This window comes from Bacillus sp. SDLI1 (assembly GCF_001553895.1).
Classification (GTDB): Bacteria; Bacillota; Bacilli; order Bacillales; family Bacillaceae; genus Bacillus; species Bacillus siamensis.
Window position 1 is genome coordinate 2,318,772 of record NZ_CP013950.1, and the last position, 23,343, is coordinate 2,342,114.

The following is a 23,343-nucleotide window of genomic DNA, read 5'->3' on the forward strand; positions in this document are numbered from 1 at the left end:
CAAAAAGATGCCGCTCATACAAGAAAATTAGTAAAATTCACCCGGCATTGGCAGTGAGCGAGAACTTTTGGTTTACCGGGGAGCGGCTCGCCAATCAGACATAACCTGACGAAAGGCTGAGGAGCATCTCAGCCTTTTTTCAGTTAGATTCATTTCATCCGGTCCAGACCGAATTTTTTCAGGCGGTATTGCAGGCTTTGTCTGCTGATTCCGAGCTCGTTTGCCGTTTTGGATATGTTATTGCCGTGTTTTCTCAGGATCTTTTCGATCATATATTTTTCGAAGTTCTCCATTTTATCTTTTAAATCGGTGCCGGGCTGGGTGCTTGCGGCGGCTTTGGCGTCCGTGTCAGCCGGTTTGATTTTCATGCGGTACTGATAAGGAAGGTGGGCCGCCGTAATCGTCGTTTCATCCGTCATAAAGTTCATGGCGCCTTCAATCATATGTTCAAGCTCGCGGATGTTGCCCGGCCAGTCATATTCCAGGAAGAATCGCTGCACATCGTCACTGATCGAATCGACATGCATTTGGAACAGGTGATTGTTTTTCTGGATAAAGACTTCGGCCAGAGGCAGAATGTCCTCTTTGCGCTCCCTAAGCGGCGGAATGATCAGCGTGACAACGCTTAATCGGTAGTATAAATCTTTGCGCAGCCGCTCTTCTGAAATGGCGGTGATCGGGTCTTCATTCATCGTGGCGATGATGCGGACGTCAATCGGTTTGTCCTGCGCTGATCCGATGCGCCTGATTTTCTTTTCCTGAAGGGCGCGGAGCAGCTTTGCCTGCAGGCTGAGATTGAGAGAATTGATCTCATCAAGGAGAAGGGTGCCTCCCTGCGCCTGCTCAAATAAGCCCGGCTGGTCGATGGCTCCGGTAAAGGCGCCTTTTTTCGTGCCGAATAAAATGCTTTCGACGAGACTGTCCGGCAGGGCGGCGCAGTTTTGTGATATAAACGGGGCGCCTGAGCGCTGGCTGCCGTTGTGAATGCTTTGGGCGAACAGTTCCTTGCCGGTTCCCGTCTCACCGGCCAAAAGCACGGACGATGACGTGCGGGTTGCCCGTTTCGCGTTTTCGATGACTTCCCGGATAACCGGGCTGTTGCCGAGAATGCTGTCAAACGTGTAGCTGTTTTGTTCTTTTCTGTGCATATTCTCCCTGATCAGCCGTTCGAGCTTGGTGACGTCTTTGGCGATCTCCACGGCGCCTTTGATCTCGCCGTTTTGCACAATCGGGAAGGTGTGGTTGATCGTCGTGATTTCCTGGCCTTTATTATTGAAATAGCTTTGCTTTACATTTTTAATCGTTTTGCCTTCCTGAAGGGCCTGAACGAGTGTGCTGTCCTGCTGATTGGAAAACATAAATACATCAGTCAGGTTTTTATGCAGGACGTCCCGTTCATCCATATCTTCAATCTGCATCATTTTCTTATTGTAAATGACGGTGCTGCCCTTATCGTCCACCACATGCAGCCCGACATCAATCTCTTCCAGAATGCTTTGTAACACGAGTGTGAAAAATTCGCTGGTTGTGTGCAGGTCAATTCCCCCTCCCAATCGTCTTAACATTCATTATTTTAAAATAAATCGATCAGGAAACGCAAAAAAATGTTGCGCTTGGCTGATATTTTAAAAATAAATGGTAATTAAGGTAATAAAACCATTGACTTTTTTAGGGAAATGATTGATATTTAGATATATACTTAAATATCTAAATCATGCATGTATGAGAGGGGGAAAGTTCTTGAATAAAGCATTTAAAGCACTAGCCGATCCTACAAGGAGAAGAATTTTGGATTTATTAAAAAAACAAGATATGACAGCTGGAGAAATTGCGGAACACTTCGAAATGTCAAAACCCAGTATTTCTCATCACCTTAACATATTGAAAAATACTGATCTGGTTCACGATGAGAGGAAAGGCCAATTTATTATGTATTCATTAAATACCACTGTATTACAGGATCTTATAGGCTGGTTCTTTTCTTTGGCTGATTCAGAACATGATAATAAGAAAGGCGGGGAATCATGAAAAAATATCTCTTTTCGGCAGGAATCATTGTTTTAACTGTTTTAACATGGGTTTGCACATATTCATCTTTACCGGACATTTTGGCGACACACTGGGGATTAAACGGAAGTGCAAATGGTTACCAAACGAAAGCTAATGCGATGATGATGCTTATTGGCATAATGATTATTCTATATATTTTAATGGTTATCATCCCTAAGATTGATCCTAAAAATAACTACAACACATTTATTCGGCCATATATGGCTATATTTAATACAATGTTTGCGGTTCTGTTTGTCATTAATCTGATGACCATCTTGACCGGCCTGGGATATGATCTCCCTATATCTTATTTAGGAAACTTTATAGTGGGGGTCATTTTCATTGTGTTTGGAAACTTTATTCAGATCGTTAAGCCTAATTACTTTTTGGGGATAAGAACGCCTTGGACGCTGAGCAGTGAAAGAGTTTGGAAGGATACACACAGGGTTAGTTCGAAAATTTTTGTCTTAGCGGGCATTATCATGATGCTTGCAGCTTTTTTGCCGCCAGTGTATAGAGTGTCAGTCATTTTCATTGCCGCAATCGGCTGTATCATATTATCTTTACTATATTCTTACATTGTCTATCAAAGACAATTGAATAAATAACTGCTGAATGGGAGCAATCTAATTGGATTGCTCCTATTTTGTCAGCGGGAATGCAAAAAAATTTTGCGCTTGGCTGAAGTTTGCACGCAAACTGCCGGAAAATTTTGCAGGAAGAGAAAGAATGCTGGCGAAATATCCCGTTTTTTCGGATTGGCACGGAACTTGCTTTATAAAAAGGGAAAGCAATATCTTATGTTGAATGATATACAAAACAAGGGGGAATCAGATTATGTCAGCTTTCACAAAATCTCAAGAGATTATCAGCCAAACTTCACATTACGGTGCGAACAACTACCATCCTCTTCCGATCGTTATTTCTGAAGCGCAGGGTGTTTGGGTAAAAGACCCTGAAGGCAATCAATATATGGATATGCTCAGTGCTTATTCTGCCGTGAATCAGGGACACAGACATCCGAAGATCATTCAGGCGCTGAAGGATCAGGCGGATAAAATCACTTTGACGTCACGCGCGTTCCATAACGATCAGCTCGGCCCGTTTTATGAGAAAACAGCCAAGCTGACGGGAAAAGATATGATTCTGCCGATGAATACGGGGGCGGAAGCTGTTGAATCCGCTGTCAAAGCGGCGAGACGCTGGGCCTATGAGGTCAAAGAAGTAGAAGATAATCAGGCGGAAATCATTGCGTGTATCGGCAACTTCCACGGCAGAACGATGCTTGCGGTATCCCTTTCTTCAGAAGATGAGTATAAACGCGGTTTCGGACCTATGCTTCCGGGTATAAAATTAATTCCATACGGAGACGCGGAAGCGCTGCGCCGGGCGATTACGCCGAACACAGCCGCTTTCTTATTCGAACCGATTCAGGGAGAAGCGGGCATCGTTATTCCGCCGGAAGGATTTTTACAAGAAGCGGCCGCTATTTGTAAGGAAGAAAATGTGCTCTTGATCGCTGATGAAATTCAAACAGGACTCGGCCGGACAGGGAAAACATTCGCGGTTGACTGGGAAAATATCGTACCGGATATGTTTATCTTGGGTAAAGCGCTCGGAGGCGGTGTCTTCCCGATTTCGTGCATCGCGGCGAACCGTGATATTCTCGGCGTGTTTAATCCGGGTTCCCACGGCTCGACATTCGGCGGAAACCCGCTCGCTTGCGCGGTATCGCTCGCATCTCTTGAAGTCCTTGAGGAAGAAGGACTGGCAGAGCGTTCCCTTCAGCTTGGCCGGTATTTTAAAGAAGAGCTTGAGAAAATCGATAACCCTATCATAAAAGACGTGCGCGGACGCGGCCTGTTTATCGGCGTGGAACTGACTGAAGCGGCCCGCCCGTACTGTGAAAAGCTGAAAGGCGAAGGGCTTTTATGCAAAGAAACACATGATACCGTGATCCGTTTTGCACCGCCGTTAATGATTTCCAAGGAAGACTTGGACTGGGCGATCCAAAAGATCACAAACGTGCTTCAAAACGCGTAAAAACTTGATATGGCGACGCTTTCCCTCAGCTTGTATGGAATTAACAAATAAAAAATTCAGCACACTCTATTTGCGCGGCGACAGTATTTTAGTATAATGTATCTTTATGTACGAAAATGAATTTTATATAACTTTCATATACAAATAGAGCTCTTTGGACAGCAAATCGGTTTCAAAGCACCGGCTTGGTTCCAATACAAGTTGCTGAAGGGGTGCAGAATAGTGAATACAAATCAAAAAGAGAATCAGCTTCAGCGCACAATGAAATCGCGCCATTTGTTTATGATTTCATTGGGCGGAGTGATCGGCACCGGGTTTTTCCTGAGTACCGGATTTACAATCAACCAGGCGGGACCGCTGGGCGCGGTTCTGTCTTATCTGGTCGGCGGTTTTATTATGTTTTTGACAATGCTCTGCTTAGGCGAGCTTGCGGTTGCCCTTCCTGTATCAGGGTCGTTTCAGACGTACGCCACCAAATTCATCAGCCCCGCTTTCGGTTTCGCATTCGGCTGGCTGTACTGGCTCGGCTGGGCGGTGACATGCGCCATTGAGTTTTTATCTGCGGGACAATTGATGCTCCGCTGGTTTCCGCATGTTCCCGTATGGGTGTGGTGCCTCGTGTTTGTCGGGCTGATGTTCCTATTGAACGCCATTACCACAAAAGCGTTCGCTGAGTCGGAATTTTGGTTTTCCGGCATTAAAATTTTAGTCATTCTGCTGTTTATTGTTTTGGGCGGCGCCGCCATGTTCGGGCTGATCGATCTGAAACACGGCGAGCAGGCACCTTTCTTCTCTCATTTTTATGAGGATGGATTGTTTCCGAACGGCATGAAGGCGATGCTTGTTACGATGATTACCGTAAACTTCGCGTTCCAGGGAACGGAGCTGATCGGGGTTGCCGCGGGAGAAAGTGAAAACCCCGAGAAAACGATCCCGCGCTCTATCCGACAGACGGTATGGAGAACGCTTGTCTTCTTCGTTCTTTCCATCATCGTCATTGCCGGCATGATTCCGTGGAAGCAGGCGGGAGTGATCAAAAGCCCGTTTGTCGTGGTGTTTGAACAAATCGGAATCCCATATGCCGCCGATATCATGAACTTTGTTATCTTAATTGCGCTGCTGTCAGTGGCCAACTCAGGCCTGTTTGCATCGACGCGTATCCTATATGCCATGGCGAACGAAGGACAAGCTTTTAAAGCGCTCGGTAAAACAAATAAACGCGGCGTGCCGATGAACGCGCTGATCGTGACGCTGGCCGTCGCCTGTCTGTCGCTGCTGTCTAAAGTGGCAGCGCCGGAAACCGTTTATATGTTTCTCTTATCATTAGCCGGACTAAGCGCGCAGGTCGGCTGGATTACGATTTCTCTGTCGCAGCTGATGTTCAGACGGAAATACGTCCGCGAAGGCGGCAAAGTGAAAGACCTTAAGTTTAAAACACCGCTGTATCCGGTGCTGCCTATTATCGGGCTGACGTTAAATACGGTCGTTCTGATCAGTCTCGCATTTGATTCAGAACAGCGGCTCGCCCTTTATTGCGGCATCCCGTTCATGGTGGTGTGCGTTATCGTCTATCATCTGTATGTAAAAAAGCATAAACAGTCAGAAAAACAGATAGAGCTTTAAATCTTTTCGTGTCCAAGTCATCTTTGAGAAACCCGCACAGGACAACATACAACATGTTGAGGTGGAAAAACGGATGAACAAGAATATCTCAGTTATTGGAATGCCGATGGATTTAGGACAAGCACGACGCGGAGTGGACATGGGCCCGAGCGCCATCCGCTACGCGCATCTCATTGAACGGTTATCTGACATGGGGTATGCGGTGGAAGACTTAGGCGACATCCCCGTCAATCGTGAAAAACTCAAAAATGATGAAGAGCTGAAAAATCTGAACTCTGTGCTTTCAGGGAACGAGCAGCTCGCCCATAAGGTGGACAGCGTCATCGAGAATGAGCGGTTCCCTCTCGTCTTAGGCGGCGATCACAGCATCGCGATCGGAACGCTGACAGGAACGGCCAAGCATTATAAACAGCTCGGCGTCATCTGGTACGATGCGCACGGCGATCTAAATACGCTGGAAACATCGCCGTCAGGCAATATTCACGGAATGCCGCTGGCCGTCAGCCTCGGCGTCGGGCACGACACATTGGTGAATCTGGGCGGCTATGCTCCGAAAATCAAGCCGGAAAACGTCGTCATCATCGGCGCGAGATCGCTTGACGAAGGCGAGCGTGAATACATTAAGGAAACAGGCATGAAGGTTTATACGATGCATGAGATTGACCGCCTCGGCATGACGAAGGTCATTGAAGAAACCATTGACTACCTGTCAGACTGTGACGGCGTTCACCTCAGCCTTGATCTCGACGGCCTCGATCCGAGCGACGCGCCCGGCGTAGGGACGCCTGTCGTCGGCGGCATCAGCTACCGTGAAAGCCATTTGGCAATGGAAATGCTGCATGATGCCGACATTATCACCTCAGCTGAATTTGTCGAAGTCAACCCGATCCTCGATCACAAAAACAAAACCGGCAAAACAGCGGTTGAGCTGGTGGAATCTTTGTTGGGAAAAAAACTATTATAAAATATGCGCCTCCGCACCTGCGGAGGTTTTTTTGTTGCCACGAGGAAACTAGCAGGCTGTCACCCTCTTTTTGACCCTGTAAATATGATATATTTATTACACAAAATGGGAAAGGGAGGTGTCCTGACAGATGGCTGAGGTGATGGCCCACGAAACTGTTGCGAAAAAAATCAGTGACTGGTATGAAGAAATCAAAAAGCACAACACCGAATCGGCTGAGGCGTTAAGAGAACAACTGCTTACAGATCTGCAAAATATGACACAAAATCAAACGGTGCTCCTTTATTTTAATTTAATTGATTCCCGCTATAAGCTTTTGATGGAAGAGTATGAGAAAACAGACGGCATTTTAAAAACGATCCAGCTGACCGCCGATAAAGAAAAAACAGACCAGATGATTCAATACTATTATTACTTTTTTTCCGGAATGCACGAGTTTTACCAAAAACGGTTCATGAACGCCATTAATTTTTACAGGATTGCTGAAAGCAGGCTCCGGCACATACCGAATGAGATTGAAAGAGCCGAGTTTAATTATCAAGTGGCGATAGCCTATTATGAAATCCGCCAAAACTACTTTGCGATGAACCATGCGGAAAAAGCGTTAGAGATCTACAAAGCGAACGAAATGTACGCGGTCAGAGAAGCACAGTGTTTAATGGTGATCGGCTGTAACAGAATGGACCTGTTTCACTACCAGAAAGCTGAAGCGCTCCTGCAGACGGCAGTCCATCAAGCCGCCAAAGCGGGCGATCCGCACATTGAAGCGCTCGCCCACTTTAACGCAGGCATTTGCTATGAAAGACAGGAGAAATTGGAAGAGGCGCGAGTCGAATTTGAAATGGCTCTCGATCAAAAGGAGCATTTGCGATCAGCGTATTCGGTGCGGAGTCTGTACATGCTGGCCAGAGTATTATTGAAGCAGGAACAGACGGATGAGGGACGGTTTTGGCTGCATAAAGCGCTGAATGCCGCAGAAGACAAAAACGAGCCCGTATATACCCAAAAGCTGCGCATTTTACAGCATGTATTTATTGACCACAGTGAAGAAGCGCTTGAATCAGCCTTCGCCGAGTTAAGAAGGAAAGAGCTGTGGAGTGACGTTTCTGATTTATCGTATCAGGCTGCTGCGCATTTTAAAAAACAGGAGAATTACAAACTGGCGGCGAAGTATTTTCAGGAATCAATTGATGCCAATGACCAAATTTTGAGATTGACGGAGGGGATTCGTAATGAAAACATGTAAATTCATTGTACTCTCAGCAGCTTTGGCAAGTCTCATTTCGATTGGATTATTTGCGCAAACTGGTTCAACGGCACAAGCCGAACAAATCATAAAACCGGCGGAAAACGGAGCCTTCGGATAATATTTCATGAACCGCTTTCAGTCTGTGTTTTGTAAGGAGTGATTCAATGGCTATCACGCTGCAGCCGATGACAGGACAAGAATTTCAGTCCTATCTCGCTCATTCAACAAAGCATTACGCTGAAGAAAAGGTAAAAGCGGGAACGTGGCTGCCTGATGAAGCGCCGGAATTAGCGGAGCTGGCGTTTGATGACCTGCTTCCTGACGGCCTGGAAACGGCCGATCACTATTTATGGACGCTGACATTGGACGGTAAGGAAAATGCCGGCTGGCTGTGGCTGCACGCCGATCCGGACCACCCGCAGCACGACGCATTTATTTATGATTTCGGCCTTCATCAGCCTTTCCGCGGCAAAGGCTATGCAAAAGAGGCACTCGCAAGGCTGGAGGACAAAGCCAAAGATCTGGGTGTCCGCAAGATTTCTCTCCATGTGTTCGCTCATAACGAAACGGCGCGGAAGCTGTATGAGAAGACGGGATTCCTGGAGACCGATGTGATCATGAGTAAAGAGCTTTCTTGAAAAGAGGCCCGCACGATGGGCCTCTTTTGTTATTCATTTCCCGGGCAATGGCGGTAAGTTTTTGGACGGGCTCCGTATTGATAGCTAAATGAAATCGCGGCGTTCTCTTCTGTACTCATCGGCATCAAGCTGATCCGCCTTTAGGCAGAAAACCTCTGCCGAGCTCACGGCAGGGAGACGCCTCTGATCAGCCGTCCTCCTTCATGGCGCCGACGGTCTCTTCAATCGGCACCCGCGGATCAACCTCTGCAGATCATAAAGGTGCTTTTCCGACAAGCTCTTCATTCAATTCAATCCACATAGATCACCCCGAGATGAACGGCATGACTCACTCTGGCTGCTGTAGCCCTTCCTGCATGCCCATGCACCCTAACCCCAATGAGGAAACCGCAACGACTCGATTGTTATGTATTTGTTAGGACGATTATGCATATATTTTACTATTGTTATAAAATTTTTAAAAATCTGTAAATTGGCTATTTTTTTATCGCAATTCCGTCATATAATGCAAATGTGGAAAAATTATACTTTGAGAAAAGAGGCGAAGTAATATGTGTAAAAAGCTGTTCAAAGCCGTCATCCCGTTTGCCCTGTCGTTCACCATGGTTCTATCGTTCTCCGGTACGAATGTCAAAGCGAAAGAAACAGAAGCAGCCCGCTACGCAAAAGAAATCGCAGAGCTTCAGCAGGGCACGACCCCGCAAGACGTTCTCCGATCCGCCAAAGAGCTTGCCCAGCAGAAACACGTTTCAACAGAAGCGATCCTCAAGCAGTTTCATCAAGAAATCACGGCAGATAAGGTGCAAGGAAATGTAATCGCTTCCAAAGACGGGCTCTCTGCAATGGGCGGATCATCAGGCACAAAAAAACTTCCGAAAAGCACAAAAGGCAATATTTATTACACGAACTCATACACGGCTTATTACAACCACGGGCATGTCGGCATGTATTCATCCGCTGATAAAATTGTCGAATCCGTGCCGGGAGACGGCGTCCGCCAGATTGCTTATAACGGAAGAGAAGTCGAAGACAATTCAATCGTCCAGACCGTGAAAGTCACTGATGCCCAAAAACAAGCCGCCGCTGACTGGGCTGTATCAAGAGTGGGTGATGAGTACTCCTTCAACTTCGTCAATAACAGAAATACGGGCCATGAAGGCGCCAAAAACTGCTCAAAACTGCTGTGGTCGGCATTTCTTTTAAAAGCCGGGATTGATATCGACTCTAACGGCGGCTTAGGCGTATATCCGCGTGACATCACAAGTTCGTCTTACACGACCACGATTCTGACCATTCGCTAGGGGGAACAACGTGAAAAAAATCATCTGGATACCCTTAGTGCTCATCCTTGCCGCAGCGGTCTTATGCTTCTTCTATTTCCGCACGGAAGAGCCTGCGGAGGTTGATAGGGAAACATTAAATGATCCTGATTTTCTGAAAGATAAAGAAGCGCTGCTGTATTTCTCCACTGCGGCTGACCAAGACACGTTCGGCGGCGGAAAAAGCTATGCCCTCTTCGCCGATAAAAAGGGGCGGCTCTCTTCTTATCAAATGAAGGGGCTTGAGCTCGGATCGGCCAAAGTGCATGACGGCAGCGTGCTGCTGGAGGACAAAAAAGGAATCTACACCGTTCAAAATGGTCTTCACACATATAAAAGAACGTATCAGCATACGGGAGACAGCGCGGGGTATATCGAACGGACGAAAGGCTTTTACACGCTGTACAATTCGGGCTACGACAAGAGCGGCGGCAGCTACCGCTCAGAGCTGTACCGCCAGATTGACGGCAGGTGGAAGCAAGACGTCATCCCGCACTATATCCGCGCCTCAGGCTTTTTTAAAGATCATCTTTTCGCGCTCACGCCGACAGATGACGAAAAAGGCTATCACATACAAGATATTCAGACCGATAAAGAAAAGCTCTATACAAAATCAATTGCGACATGGATGCATAAAGAAGGCACGTCAGTCGAATCCCAGCTCGCCGCGGACGACGGCGCCGTCTGCTTTGTCACCAGAGGGGAAAAAGCAGACCACATCTATCAAATGGTGAAAGTTATGAGAAAGAGCGGCACTATCAAAACATATGACATCGCCGCTTATAAAAATGACGAACAGACTATCTATGACTCCATGCCGTTCAGCTTCAAAAAAAGCTTTTTCATGGAAAAGCGCAGCTTCTATTTCGTTGACGGCTTCGGAACCGTCTACCGCATCAACCCTGAGACCGGAAAAAGCAAAAAGGCCTTCACCCTCCCCGCATCACGAATGAAAGCCGACTTCAAAGACCTGTCGCATCAAAACGGAAAGCTGTATCTGTTCACGTACAGCTACAAAAAGCCCGCCAAAATTGAATCCTTCGACCTGAAAACGGGCAAAAAACTGAACGACCGAACCATCCCCAGCTTGAAAGACATCATCACGCCGAAAAGCCATCTCAAGCTGTATGATGTGCAGGTGATGGGTGGGTTTTGAAGAGTATAAATATTTCGGAAGAGCTTGCCGCTTTTGGTAAGCTTTTTATAATGAAACGTTACTGCAGGAAAGATGGTGTTTATCTGAAATCATTCAGTATTTTCTTATTGTTGTCCGTCATTTGTATAACAATTGTTTTTGTAATAATGAATATGTTGATTGCATACCCTGATGTGAGCAACGGAACATTGATTATGATTGTATATATCGTTGTGACCCTCATAATCAGGCTATATAACAAGAAAAAAACCGATCGAACATAGAAATAGAGGAATTTGCACCGTAAAAGCAGAAGACAGTCAGGTGAAGGAGGGAGCCGATGAAGAAAAAGCTTGCCGCGGTAACCGTCACCATCCTCCTGGTTTCGGTGATAACCAACTCTTTTTTAAACGGCGGAAAGCCGGACTGGATTGACGTATGCTGTACGCTGCTGGCGTGTCTATTAGGAATTCTGTTCGTCCTTCGCTTAGAAAAAAGAGAAAACACGTAAAGAGCCGGATGCTGCAAACGCCGGCTCTTTTTGCGCGTCATTTGCCGAATTGTGGATAAAACTCAGCCCGAAGCACTACTAACATGTGTATAAATAGGTTATATTGAGAAGAGAACAATTGCCGCGCGCAAAAGAAAACCGGAGGATGTAACAATGAAAACCGCTTATTATTCTTGTGAAGAACATATCGAAACCGTGCTGGACATGTACATAGATGATCATGAGCTTCCGCCCGAAATCAGAAAAATCGAACATACTAACAGTTTATCCACAGCCTGTGAATTATGTGGGGACACTGCAACATATCTAGTAGGGAACGAATGATCCTACACAAAATACAGAAAAGATATCCACAATTGTGGACAATATATATGAATAACTTGTTTCTAAAGTGGGGATGACCTGTGAATATCAATATTGTGACCATTGGAAAGCTAAAAGAAAAATACCTCAAGCAAGGCATTGAAGAATACAAAAAACGACTCTCAGCCTACGCAAAAATCGACATCATCGAACTCCCGGACGAAAAAGCTCCGGAAAACCTGAGCGACCAAGACATGAAAATCGTCAAAGACAAAGAAGGCGAACGCATCCTGGCCAAAATCAGCCCGGACACCCACGTCATCGCCCTCGCCATCGAAGGAAAAATGAAAACATCCGAAGAACTGGCCGATACAATAGATAAGCTGGCGACTTATGGAAAAAGCAAAATCACCTTCGTCATCGGCGGCTCACTCGGCCTAAGCGACGCCGTCATGAAGCGCGCAGACGACAAACTGTCATTTTCGAAAATGACATTTCCTCATCAGCTCATGCGGCTGATTTTAGTGGAGCAGATTTACCGGGCGTTTCGGATTAACCGTGGGGAGCCTTATCATAAGTGAGTGGGGGTTTTGGTAGACTAGTGATAGCACTTGGCAATAAAAAAGTGTTGGGCTATCACTAATGTCTTCCATATAATTATCATCCCCTACAGGTAGCAAACTAATATCCTAAGAGGTGAAATAGTTGTCAGTCGAGGTAGATAATCTCATAATAACTGTATTAGATGAAATAGATTATTTGGAATTGCATCCTAAATATTCTGATATTTATAATAATATTGAACATGAAGAATTAAGAGAACTCCTCACGAAGCTTCACTCAAACATTTCTGAATCATTCAAGACAATGAACACCAGATTACCTACAACAAATGGAACAGCTCATTTTTGGGCTGATCCAAGTCGTACATTGCTTAAATGCATTGAAATATCTGAAAGACTTTACTACAAGTTAAAAGAAACCAAAATTCCCATCCAAATTAATGATTATTATAGAAATTTGTTTCATCAATGTGGAGAATTTTTGAGCTATAGTGGAGGAAGTACCATACCTTCAAATATGGAAAAAATTGATATATATTATAAAATACCGATCTATTCCTTGGCTCATAATATCCAAATTAAATCTCCTACAATTAATAGTCAGATAGTGATGAAAAGTTTTGATGAGGGTTCGTACGCTAATATTTTTAAGTACAAAGATCCGTTTTACAATAAACATTTTATAGTCAAAAAAGCAAAGAAGGATTTGAACAGTAAAGAAATAGAGAGATTTAAACTTGAATATGAGACACTAAAATCATTAAGTTCTCCTTACATCGCCGAAGTTTTCACCTATGATGACGATAAGAATCAGTATGTAATGGAGTATATGAATTGGAATCTACATAAATTTATTCTTACAAAAAACACTACACTTTCAGCTGGTGTAAGAAAAAAAATAGTCTATCAAATCTTCAAAGCATTTGAATATATTCATAGTAAAAGTCTTCTTCATCGTGACATCAGCCCTAATAACATTCTTTTAAATGATTACGAAGATGCACTCGTGGTAAAGGTTTCAGATTTTGGTTTAGTCAAATTAGAAGATAGTCAGTTAACGGCACTAGACACAGATTTTAAAGGAAGATTCAATGATCCCGCATTAAAACATGTAGGATTTAAAAATTATGCTATACATCATGAGATTTATGCTCTTACCTATGTAGTGTATTTTGTTATGACTGGAAAGACTACTATAAAGAGAACAAGCAACGAAAGTTTGAATCAATTTATAGATGCCGGGCTTAATCATGATTTTGCTTTACGCCCAAAGACTGTAAATGAATTAAAGAATCTATTTAAAGAAATTATTTAATTTATATTAAAGATTTTATGAAAAGGGTTATTTAACCCTGGTAGTGTAGATTTAGTTAACTAATTAAGTGATTTAGAGGGACAATAGTAGTATGTGTAGAATTAGAATAAAGAGACTAATTATGTCAATTTTAAAATCGTGTTACCTGCTTAGTTTTACACAAACTGGACAAGTGGATTACCTTAAGCAAGGGAGGACTGAATAGTGAGTATTATTGAAAATCCTTTATTTGTTACAGCTGTAGAGGGAATTGCTTTACGGGCTGAATTTCGAGATCAAAGTAGCAATGTATATATTGATACTGGTCAGCTATCTAAAATTAAGGGGACCGATAATCAAATTGTCTATGGAAGAAGAGGTACTGGGAAAACCCACTTATTACAAGCTTTTCAATCAGATGCTAAAGAAAATACTTTAGCTGTATTTATTGATTTAAGAAAAACTCAAGATGCTCCTGTATCATTTCATGGTAATCCAGAAGTAGCAAGTACAGCTGCTCTCAAAAGTTTCCAGAAAATTATCTCTCTTCTTGGAGATCAATACTTGAAATATCTTGAAGAGCTAATTAAATCTGATAATTATAGTGCAGAAGGTACTCCTGATGAAGTGGTTGAGTTGGTTTCTACTTTAATTGATTACTCTAAAGGAGATTGGCACATCTCAGAGTTGGTGGAGTATTCTGATACAAGATTAAATGAAATAATCAATACTGATACGAATTCTGGTAATGTTACACTTTCATTGGGAAAGTCTCCATCTTTAGGGCTGGGATTAACCAATGAACAAACTGGTCAAGTAAAAGAAAATATTACCCAGGGTTCTAAGGTTAAAGGTGAACTTCGTATATCTTTTAGTAAGATCATTTCCACATTGGAAGAGATAAATAAACTCTTATCTTTAGAAAAAACCATTCTTTTATTAGATGAGTGGTCCTTTATTTCATTGGACTTACAACCATATTTAGCAGAATGGCTTAAAAGGTCATTTATGTCTTCGCCAAAATTCTGTTTAAAGATAGCTTGTATAAGGTATCAATCAAACTTTAGTTTTAATTCAGCTTCCTCTAGGATTGGTTTTGAGTTGAACGGGGACATATTTGTTGGGGTAGACTTAGATGATATTTTAGTTTTTGATAAAAACAAATTTTCTGTTATCCATTTTTTTTACAAAGTTATTATTTAATCATTTAGAAAAAGCACATAAAATTTTAATTGATCCAAGTGTTAATTCAACAAGATTTGTCAATGACATTTTTTCAGAAAAAAGGGCTTTTGAGGAATTAATTAAGGCAAGTGAGGGAATTCCTCGTGACTTTCTACATATGTTTTTAAGTTCCTATAGAAAAGTACAAGAACACCCATCTTGGAGTTCAATAGGTGTGCCAGCTGTAGTAGATGCCGCAAAGGATTTCTATCATCGCGATAAACTAATGGATGTCCCACAAGAACATCAAGAAATAATGGAATCTCTTGTAAATGAAGTAATTAAACACAGGAAGGTTAAAGCATTTCTTGTAACTCAGAGACTATCTAATAGTATAGCTTTGCAGGAATTAATGACTGCTCGACTCCTTCACCGTTGGCATATTGGTTATGCAGCAAAGAAAAGTAATGTCGGTGAAAGGTACGACATATATGCAATAGATTATGGGGCTTATGTAGATCTTAGAGAGACAAATATAGGTAGAGAACTCGATGAGTCTATGTTTGAGGATGAGGATCAGTACTGCAACCAAGAGGTTCCTCCAACGGTAGATAAGCGGGCTGTTAGGCATATTGTACTGGAAGAAGAGCAACTGGAAAAATATAATCTTATTTTAGAAGGGGCAATTGAATGTCCTAATCCTCAATGTCACACAAAGTTTAGTCCAAAACAAAAGAGTTATATTATAAAGGGATTGTGTCCGAATTGCTTTGAACCTGTACCAAAATAATCAAGGGGGAGAGTTTTAGGCTCTCCTTTTGTTATTGCTTTAAAATCCTATTTAGATCCGTTACGATGAGCCTTATCATAAGTGAGTGGGGTTTTACAGTTGATTAAAGAAAAATAAATTTTAAGGCGAGCTCAAATTAAGCTAAGAAGCATTTTCTTTATCGTATAAAATGTAAAATGTTGAGAACCATATCAGTCTCATTAAATCCAAACATTATCATTTGTTGAAAGGCTTCTAGTAAATCTAATTTTGTCCATGAAAAACTCTTCATTTTTAAAATGAAATACACAAATGCAACTTATAATTCAAGTTTTCTATATATGGATGATGATGGGGGATAGTATGAACGGAAGGAAAGACATTTTAAATGCTTGGATTACGATAGAACAACTATCAGAAGGTTCTATTAATAAAAAAGATAAAGCTCTAAAGCCTTTACATACAGTGGAGAAGGACTGGAGTAAGTTTTTTTTAGACTTTTTAACTAAACAAAAAGAACAGCAAAATGTATCAGATAAGTTCTTCAAGAAGTCGGGCTTAGTATTATATTTTGATATTTTCAATTTTCAAGAGATTGTTGACATATTGAGGGAGAAATATAAGATCGCTAAGACCTGCGAAGAAGTTAGTAACTCTGACAAATTCACCTTCTCTGTATATTTTGATAACCAGTTAAACTTTATAGCAGACAAATTGTTCTATACGATGAGCGGTTATATCCGCCGACATGGCGATTTACCGAAAGATATTTTAAAAGTTGAAAACTCATTTAGAGAAGACTTGAACAGAAAATTTGATGAGGATTTTAATACCGCGTTTTCTGAACTCTTACAAAATTATAATGTTACTGCAGAAAATTTCCGCTATGCATTTGTGAAAAATTTGGATAATGGAGATGTGAATCTACATTCGTTTTTTATTGGCGATCTGAACAAGGCAAAGACAATCACTAATAAAAATTTGGATAGATATTTTAATGGCTTTTCTGGATATAGAAAAAATTTAGATGGTAAAAAAGAATCAACTCATTTTAATTCACATGTTTTCGAGATGATTTTGCAACCTAAATTTTATCCGTTGGGACGTTTCCCAAGTAATCCTGATTTTGCGCTTTCATTTATGCAACAGGTTGCGGTAAATCTTGCTTTAAATGATGAAAATGATATTCGTAGTGTCAATGGACCGCCAGGAACAGGGAAAACAACACTGTTAAAAGATATTTTCGCTGATTTAGTAGTGCAACAGGCAGCGGAAATTTTACAGCTGTCTGATAAAAATATTCAAGGTAGTCTAGTTTATTGGCAGAGTGCCAAACTTGGTGTTTTACCGGATTCCATTTCAGATAAGAATATTATTGTAGCAAGTTCAAACAATGGGGCAGTCCAAAACATTGTTAAGGAGCTACCAAAGAAAGAAAAGATTGCTGACGATTTTCAAAAGCAACTAGAGGAAACGAATTATTTTAAAGATGTTTCTAATTCTAAATTAACCGGTGAAGGTTTCGGAAAGAATCGCAAGATAAAAAGTGAGCTTTTAAATGAGGATAATTGGGGTACATTTTCGTTGGAAGGCGGAGCGTCAACAAATATTAACAAGTTACTTTTAACCATTGAAGTAATTGAAAAAGATTTAGAAGAAAATTATGAAGCGAGTACAGATGTAAGTGTATATCAAGAATTCTTGCGTCTCTATGATGAAATAAAAACTGAAAGAGAAAAAATTCAAGAATATAGCGAGAAAATGTATTCTCTTCAAAAATTTAAAACCAAGCATAAGGAGCAAACCATTGCTTTTGAACAAGAAGTAACAGAGAAACGAGCAAATTTGATTTCACAAGAGGAAGAAGCGCAGCGTGAACTTGAAAGGCTGAGACAAGAAAGCGTAAATCTCCAAAAAAAGTTATCGGATTGTTCCATTGAAATCAAAAATTTGAATGATTTACAAGCTCAAGCTCAACGGAATTATGATGTAGTTACTTCACAAAAGCCAAGTTTTTTATGGTTCCAGAAAATATTTAATAAATCAAAAGTTGAGCAGTATTTCAAAAATCTCAATAATACGAATGCCCATTTAAATCATCTTTCTCAACAAAAGACTAAATTGCTAAATGAGCGCATGAAATTCGAAAATGCACTAAAGGTAAATGCTGTTAAAATCGAAAATACTCGGCAACAAATTCAGGACACAAAAGCTGATCTCGAACAATGGATCACTACTCAACAAAATAATTTTAAGAAATTGGAACAAGAAATTGCGTTATTGGAAAAACACAAATTTCAAAGTGGAATAGAAGAACTAGATTTCTCACTATCATATGATGAACTTCAAAAGTCTAATCCATGGTTTACCAAGCGCTTTCGTATTTTACAATCAGAATTATTTATTTCAGCCTTAAAGGTTAGAAAGCAATTTCTGTATGAAAACAGAAAGAATTTGAGAACGGCAAGAATTATTTGGAGTAAACAGTCCGAATACATTGGAAAAGAGAATGGACATCAGTTAATTTCAGAATCATGGCAATGGTTGAATTTCGCTATCCCTGTTGTCAGTACTACTTTTGCCAGCTTTGGCAGGATGTTTAAAAACCTTAATGAAAACTCAATAGGTAACCTATTCATAGATGAGGCAGGTCAAGCACTACCGCAGGCAAGTGTTGGCGCAATTTTTAGAAGTAAAAAGGTTATGGTGGTTGGGGATCCATCACAAATAAAACCAGTATTGACGTTAGATTCAAATGTCCTGACATTGATTGGAAGATATTATAATGTTGATGAAAAATTTATCTCTGCTGATGCTTCTACTCAAACGATTGTGGATGCTGCAAGTCAGTATGGTTTTCAAAAAAATGAGGATGAATGGATTGGCATACCACTTTGGGTGCATAGACGTTCAAATTATCCGATGTTTACGATTTCAAATGAAATCTCGTATGACGGGTTGATGGTACAAGGTAAATCAGAAGATGAGTCACAAGGAAAATCACAATGGTATGATTCAACCGGAAAAGCAAATGACAAATTTGTTAAAGAACAAGCTGACTTACTGAAAAGTCTGATTGATAATCGTTTGCAGGAAAATCCAGACTTAGCTGAAGAAATCTATGTTATATCTCCATTTAGAAATGTGGCTTATAAACTTGCACAAGTTTTAGATAAAATTAACTTTACGAAACGCGAAAATGGGAAAAAAACAAACATCGGAACTGTCCATACTTTTCAAGGAAAAGAAGCAAAAATTGTCTATTTTGTTCTTGGAGCGGACACTAATAGCAGTGGGGCAGCAAGATGGGCTGTTTCTGATCCAAATATGATGAATGTTGCAGCTACACGAGCTAAAGAAGAATTTTATGTTATTGGCGATAAGAAATTGTATGCCTCACTTGGAAGTGAAGTGGCAAATAAAACAATTTCGATTATTGAAGACTATAACAGGTAATCAGCGGTAGTATTCTAGTGAAATGTAACTGGCCTAAAGTCCTTAAAATACCCTTTTTATAGTGATATAGAAAAGTTCGGAGAAACGTATTGTAGTCATCTGCCAAATTAAAATGAAATGGAAATATCATTTTTAATACTAACTAAGAATAGAATAAACTCTATTGTTGAACCGCTTTAAATCATAAAGGTAAACATACATTTTTAATAATCGTGAGTCCGATCATTACTGTATTGCTGTTTAAGATTCATTTTAAGATTAAATAGGATTATTTTCTCGCTTAAACTAAACTTCCGCTCAAACATAATGTTCTCAAACCTAAGCTTCCTTCACCTGCTCTCAAGGTACGATAGAGAATAATAGCCTGGTTTCTGCTTATAGGATTCATTATGATATGATTTTATTTTCTACACATGGTAAGAGAAGCAACCTACTGTTGCTTCTCTTTCACCATCTTAATAAAGAGAAAGAAGACAATGAATACAATAAAGTAATTCAATGGATTCTTAACGATGCTTATCTCCAGAGAAATCTGTAAGAGTACCCAGAGAATGAAGATGGCTAGTATTGAAGGAATGATGATTTTGTACATGTCGACCACCTTCCATAGTTAGTAAAAGAAAGGGGCGCGGGCCCCTTTTCTTCATGGTTAAAAGCAAGATGCGGCAGCTCCTGTCATTGCACCGCCAACAGCGCCGGTAATTGCTCCGACGGCTCCCGCTCCTACTGTTCCGATGCCGGGTATTGTGACTGTTCCTACAGCAGCTCCTGCGAGACCCAGTGTGCCGCCGCCAGTTACCGCACCGCCGCCAGTACCTAAAATACATTTCCCGACTGATTGGGTGCTGATTGCACTGCTCGTTTTTCCAGAGTCTTTGTTCATGACTTTAACTAAAACGCCATTTTTGATTTTTTCGTATTTCAGTGTAACGGGGTCACCATTTTTGTCAGCAGAGCTTTTCGGAAGAGCCTGCTCCTCGCCCGTTATGTTGTCTTTTAGGGTTGCATTGCCTTTAGCGTCAATATGAACATCTGCATGATTGAACGTCATCTTCAGCTCACTGTCGTTGAGGTTTTCAACTTTGTATGTAGCTTGGGATTCTGCGGCAGCCGCAGCATGGGGTAAAACCGAGAGGGCAAAGGCACCTGCTAGGAATACCAAGGCTGCCAGTTTCACTGCGGTTAGCTTCATTTTGCTTTGCATAATTGATCCTCCTCCTTTGGTTGCCATACTAACAAAGGCATTCTGCTTCTTAAACCCTTACTATATAAAATGATAAAAAATTCACCCAATTTCATCACATTAACCAACAAGGTTTGTATGTTTCCCTTCGAAAGTCATAGGAGAGTAGAGTTCATATCTGATGCGAAGTTATCAAGGAGTAGAACCTAGCTTTTACTACTCTTTCCCCAACCCCAAAAAGAAGCTGTCATTCAAGAATCCCCTTTGAACAACAGCTTCTTTTCGCATTTTTCCTACGGCAGTATAAATCCCTTTCCGTCACGGAAACCTAGTGGAAAAGGTTTCTGAAAGGAGGGGGCGTATGATGAAGAAAAGTAAAAAAAATCAAAACAAATCATCCTTGGTTTGGAAGATGGCGATTGCCTCTGCGGTTTCTTGGGAAGCGGCAAAGCTGGCGGGTTCTAAACACCCGTACTTAGCGCCTCTATCCGTTATCTTATGTTTGCAATCGACCATAGATCAGTCGGTTCGATTTTCTTTTCATCGGATTGCGGGAACGGTCATCGGAATCATGTTAACCTCTTATCTTGTCAGTTACTTACAAATGAATGGCTGGATGCTGGGGCTGTTACTATTAGGCGGGACGTACGTTGCAAAGTGGTTACGAATAGATGAAACGGTTCTGCATCAGGTAGCTCTCACCATTTTATTGGTATTTACGTTTGAACGACACTCTAAAGATTATGCAATGGATCGGATCATCGATACGGTGATCGGCGTCGTCATCGCGATTCTGGTTCATATGTTTCTTTTTCCGCCGGACTATACAAAAAGGGCAGCGGACTCTTTTCAAACATTGGCTCATCAGCTTTCTGACACACTTTCAGACCTTTCCAAATGGGTGCAATCAGAATGGGGACAAGGAAAAGGGAACATCATGGAAGATAAAGTGAATAACCTTCTGCAGGAGCTGCATACGGCAAAAGAGATGCTGCAAACAGCCTCTGAGAGCTTGAAATTCAACCCCATCAGAAAAAAACATAAAATCACTCTTGCAAGATATCAAACAGAGATGCAAAAGATGAATGCTGGATATGAGTATATATCCAATGTCGTGAAAACGTTAAAAGAATGGGAAAAAGAAGGAGACTTATCTTCGAGTGACAAAAGGGAGCTGGGCAATGATTTACAAGTGTTAAATGAATTTTTTGCGGGTTTTAAAGGAATACAGCTGGGTGAAACAGACAATTGGAAACAGAAGGAACAGAACGTGTTATTGGAATCTCTCCGTTCCGATATGCAGTCGCACCCGCAGCCGAGTCAGGTCTATAAAGACTCTTTTTTTTTAGAAACGAAGAAATTGCTGAAGAGTTTGTAATGTTCTCCGGAAAAAAAGAATATGGATATACAGATGATCAGGTAAAAGCGGGGGAAATCAAATGGATGATATACACCGGATTTTGGATGTCATCGGGGCTTCTGCAAAAGCTAAGGTACTGGCTACCATCATTAAAACAGAGGGGTCCGCTTATAAGAAGGAAGGGGCCTCCATGTTAATTTTAGGAGACAAAACAAGAGTCGGAATGTTATCCGCCGGCTGTCTGGAAGAAGATCTTGCTGAAAGGGCAGAGCAGGTCTGGGCTGCGGGAGAGCCGGTGATTGTCCGCTTTGATATGAGCGCGGAGGACGATTTATCCTGGGGGCGGGGCGTTGGCTGTAATGGTGTTTTGACGGTGTTGCTTGAGCCTGTAAAAGGGGAATTGGAACGAAATCTGATGACAGTCAAGACATGCTTAGATGAAAAAAAGTCTGTGACCCGAGTGAAACGATTCACTGAAACGTTAGAGCCGAAGGAAGATCTGTATATAGCTGAAGACGGCAGAGTGTTTGGAACCGGGGATGTTATGGAACAAGGCTGTATTCAAAAACTGAGACAGACGGAAAAGGGAATCAAAAGGGATGAACATACATCTGATTTATTTTTTATCCATCAGATGGTTCCAAAACCTTGTCTATACGTCTTCGGAGCAGGAGAAGATGCAAGGCCGCTCGTTTCGTTGGCAGCTCGTGCGGGCTTTCATGTGACGGTGATAGACTGGCGTCCCGCTTTATGTCATCACGGTCATTTTCCTGAAGCCGGCCAATTGATAACGGGAGCACCGGAAGAAGTCATGGAAGGCCTGAGCATGACAAAAAGGGATTTTGTTGTCATTATGACGCACAGCTTTCAAAAAGATCAGATCATTTTACATACATTAAAAAACAAGAATGTGTTTTATAAAGGTGTATTAGGCCCCAGAAGGCGCACCGAGCGGCTATTAGGCGGAGCGGATATTCCAGAGGATATTCATTCCCCCATTGGGCTTTCCATCGGGGCACAAGGGCCTGAGGAGATTGCTGTAAGCATTGTTGGCGAGATGATTAAAGAAATGCGAAAACAAAGGTCTCGCTTATGAAAACAGCAGGTATTTACCTGGCAGCCGGTACAAGCAGACGCATGGGGACGGATAAGCGCAGTTTATTTCTCAATGGCGTCTCCCTCGGAAGTATGGCCCTTAAACATGCCCTGTTATCTGAATTAGATCATATCTTCGTTGTAACGAGAAAGGGAGATTCACTGCATTGGCTTTCGGATTTTTTCTTTTTAGATCCCATCTCAAATAAGTGGAGCCAGGCGGAATGTGAGCAAGCGGGTAAGGGCCAAGGCCATTCTATACAATGCGGTTTACAAAAAGCGGCAGCGTACGAGGCTGACGCCGTTATCATTCTCCTTGCAGATCAGCCGTTTGTCACCGCAGATATCATCAATACGTTAATTGATTCCTATCAAAAGGAGCGCCGCTATTCATTTATCGCCGCTGAAAATCAGCATCTTCCTATGCCCCCCATTTTATTCTCAAATCAATGTTTTCCAGTATTGCATCAGTTAAAGGGAGATCAGGGCGCCCGGCACGTGATCCGTGAAAGTATGTTCAAGACGGGAAAAATGATCAGCTTTCAAGACCCTTTGCTTTTTTATGACGTAGACACGGTTGAAGATTATACTTTCCTGCTGAATAAATTCGGGGAGTGAATGA

Annotated in this window: 23 protein-coding genes; 20 read left to right on the forward strand and 3 right to left on the reverse strand. The window is 41.9% G+C overall.

Annotation, left to right across the window (positions count from 1 at the left end; all coding sequences use genetic code 11):
• Window positions 1-149 precede the first annotated feature (149 nt).
• Window positions 150-1,565 (reverse strand): sigma-54 interaction domain-containing protein, encoded by a 1,416-nt coding sequence (locus AUL54_RS11160; protein WP_060963844.1) that lies wholly within the window; start codon window positions 1,563-1,565, stop codon window positions 150-152.
• A 175-nt stretch (window positions 1,566-1,740) separates the two neighbouring features.
• On the opposite strand from AUL54_RS11160, the gene AUL54_RS11165 reads away from it, so the two are divergent.
• From AUL54_RS11165 to AUL54_RS11240, 17 genes are all read left to right on the forward strand, one after another.
• Window positions 1,741-2,028, forward strand: coding sequence for an autorepressor SdpR family transcription factor (locus AUL54_RS11165; protein ID WP_047477365.1), 288 nt, complete (start codon window positions 1,741-1,743; stop codon window positions 2,026-2,028).
• Window positions 2,025-2,660: an SdpI family protein gene (locus AUL54_RS11170; protein WP_060963845.1), complete on the forward strand. Its 636-nt coding sequence runs from the start codon at window positions 2,025-2,027 to the stop codon at window positions 2,658-2,660. Before AUL54_RS11165 ends, AUL54_RS11170 begins: the two co-directional genes overlap by 4 nt.
• A gap of 229 nt (window positions 2,661-2,889) precedes the next feature.
• Entirely contained in the window at window positions 2,890-4,095 is a 1,206-nt protein-coding gene (locus AUL54_RS11175) for an ornithine--oxo-acid transaminase (protein WP_060963846.1), read from the forward strand.
• Between the two features lie 222 nt (window positions 4,096-4,317).
• The gene (locus tag AUL54_RS11180) at window positions 4,318-5,718 is read left to right on the forward strand and encodes an amino acid permease (protein WP_060963847.1); all 1,401 of its coding nucleotides are present in this window, start codon (window positions 4,318-4,320) and stop codon (window positions 5,716-5,718) included.
• Between the two features lie 73 nt (window positions 5,719-5,791).
• The gene (gene rocF / locus AUL54_RS11185; RefSeq protein ID WP_016937381.1) at window positions 5,792-6,682 is read left to right on the forward strand and encodes an arginase; all 891 of its coding nucleotides are present in this window, start codon (window positions 5,792-5,794) and stop codon (window positions 6,680-6,682) included.
• Window positions 6,683-6,812: 130 nt separating this feature from the next.
• Window positions 6,813-7,928 carry a response regulator aspartate phosphatase gene (locus tag AUL54_RS11190; RefSeq protein WP_060963848.1) on the forward strand — a complete coding sequence of 372 codons (1,116 nt, stop codon included), beginning with the start codon at window positions 6,813-6,815 and terminating at the stop codon, window positions 7,926-7,928.
• Window positions 7,915-8,049, forward strand: a complete 135-nt coding sequence (locus tag AUL54_RS21810; protein WP_007407881.1) for a hypothetical protein — start codon at window positions 7,915-7,917, stop codon at window positions 8,047-8,049. Before AUL54_RS11190 ends, AUL54_RS21810 begins: the two co-directional genes overlap by 14 nt.
• 46 nt (window positions 8,050-8,095) lie before the next feature.
• Window positions 8,096-8,569 (forward strand): GNAT family N-acetyltransferase, encoded by a 474-nt coding sequence (locus AUL54_RS11195; RefSeq protein ID WP_060963849.1) that lies wholly within the window; start codon window positions 8,096-8,098, stop codon window positions 8,567-8,569.
• A gap of 551 nt (window positions 8,570-9,120) precedes the next feature.
• The gene (locus AUL54_RS11200; RefSeq protein WP_060963850.1) at window positions 9,121-9,870 is read left to right on the forward strand and encodes a YiiX/YebB-like N1pC/P60 family cysteine hydrolase; all 750 of its coding nucleotides are present in this window, start codon (window positions 9,121-9,123) and stop codon (window positions 9,868-9,870) included.
• A gap of 10 nt (window positions 9,871-9,880) precedes the next feature.
• Window positions 9,881-11,044, forward strand: coding sequence for a hypothetical protein (locus tag AUL54_RS11205; RefSeq protein ID WP_060963851.1), 1,164 nt, complete (start codon window positions 9,881-9,883; stop codon window positions 11,042-11,044).
• A gap of 319 nt (window positions 11,045-11,363) precedes the next feature.
• Window positions 11,364-11,534: a hypothetical protein gene (locus AUL54_RS21500; protein WP_004393146.1), complete on the forward strand. Its 171-nt coding sequence runs from the start codon at window positions 11,364-11,366 to the stop codon at window positions 11,532-11,534.
• A 153-nt stretch (window positions 11,535-11,687) separates the two neighbouring features.
• Window positions 11,688-11,858 (forward strand): CxxH/CxxC protein, encoded by a 171-nt coding sequence (locus tag AUL54_RS20720; protein WP_004393147.1) that lies wholly within the window; start codon window positions 11,688-11,690, stop codon window positions 11,856-11,858.
• Between the two features lie 80 nt (window positions 11,859-11,938).
• Entirely contained in the window at window positions 11,939-12,418 is a 480-nt protein-coding gene (gene rlmH, locus AUL54_RS11215; protein ID WP_013354196.1) for a 23S rRNA (pseudouridine(1915)-N(3))-methyltransferase RlmH, read from the forward strand.
• Window positions 12,419-12,542: 124 nt separating this feature from the next.
• Window positions 12,543-13,715, forward strand: a complete 1,173-nt coding sequence (locus AUL54_RS11220) for a protein kinase family protein (RefSeq protein WP_201025248.1) — start codon at window positions 12,543-12,545, stop codon at window positions 13,713-13,715.
• A gap of 204 nt (window positions 13,716-13,919) precedes the next feature.
• Window positions 13,920-14,897, forward strand: a complete 978-nt coding sequence (locus tag AUL54_RS11225; protein ID WP_060963852.1) for a hypothetical protein — start codon at window positions 13,920-13,922, stop codon at window positions 14,895-14,897.
• Window positions 14,845-15,648, forward strand: a complete 804-nt coding sequence (locus tag AUL54_RS11230) for a hypothetical protein (RefSeq protein ID WP_145930755.1) — start codon at window positions 14,845-14,847, stop codon at window positions 15,646-15,648. The genes AUL54_RS11225 and AUL54_RS11230 overlap by 53 nt, the downstream gene beginning before the upstream one ends.
• 342 nt (window positions 15,649-15,990) lie before the next feature.
• Complete coding sequence (locus tag AUL54_RS11240) at window positions 15,991-19,083, forward strand: DEAD/DEAH box helicase (protein ID WP_201025249.1); 3,093 nt, start codon at window positions 15,991-15,993, stop codon at window positions 19,081-19,083.
• Window positions 19,084-19,513: 430 nt separating this feature from the next.
• Here the strand turns inward: AUL54_RS11240 and AUL54_RS21195 are convergent, their stop codons facing one another.
• Window positions 19,514-19,675, reverse strand: coding sequence for a hypothetical protein (locus tag AUL54_RS21195; RefSeq protein WP_101605347.1), 162 nt, complete (start codon window positions 19,673-19,675; stop codon window positions 19,514-19,516).
• Window positions 19,676-19,732: 57 nt separating this feature from the next.
• A complete protein-coding gene (locus AUL54_RS11245) occupies window positions 19,733-20,287 on the reverse strand; it encodes a hypothetical protein (protein ID WP_060963854.1) in 555 nt (184 codons plus the stop codon).
• A 343-nt stretch (window positions 20,288-20,630) separates the two neighbouring features.
• Between AUL54_RS11245 and AUL54_RS11250 the strand changes: the two genes are divergently transcribed.
• The 3 genes from AUL54_RS11250 to AUL54_RS11260 all read left to right on the forward strand — a co-directional run bounded on the left by AUL54_RS11250 (window position 20,631) and on the right by AUL54_RS11260 (window position 23,339).
• On the forward strand, window positions 20,631-21,644 hold the full coding sequence (locus AUL54_RS11250) for an FUSC family protein (RefSeq protein WP_060965091.1): 1,014 nt from the start codon (window positions 20,631-20,633) through the stop codon (window positions 21,642-21,644).
• Between the two features lie 61 nt (window positions 21,645-21,705).
• Window positions 21,706-22,722, forward strand: a complete 1,017-nt coding sequence (locus AUL54_RS11255) for an XdhC family protein (RefSeq protein ID WP_060963855.1) — start codon at window positions 21,706-21,708, stop codon at window positions 22,720-22,722.
• Window positions 22,719-23,339, forward strand: a complete 621-nt coding sequence (locus tag AUL54_RS11260) for an NTP transferase domain-containing protein (RefSeq protein WP_060963856.1) — start codon at window positions 22,719-22,721, stop codon at window positions 23,337-23,339. The genes AUL54_RS11255 and AUL54_RS11260 overlap by 4 nt, the downstream gene beginning before the upstream one ends.
• Window positions 23,340-23,343: the final 4 nt, after the last annotated feature.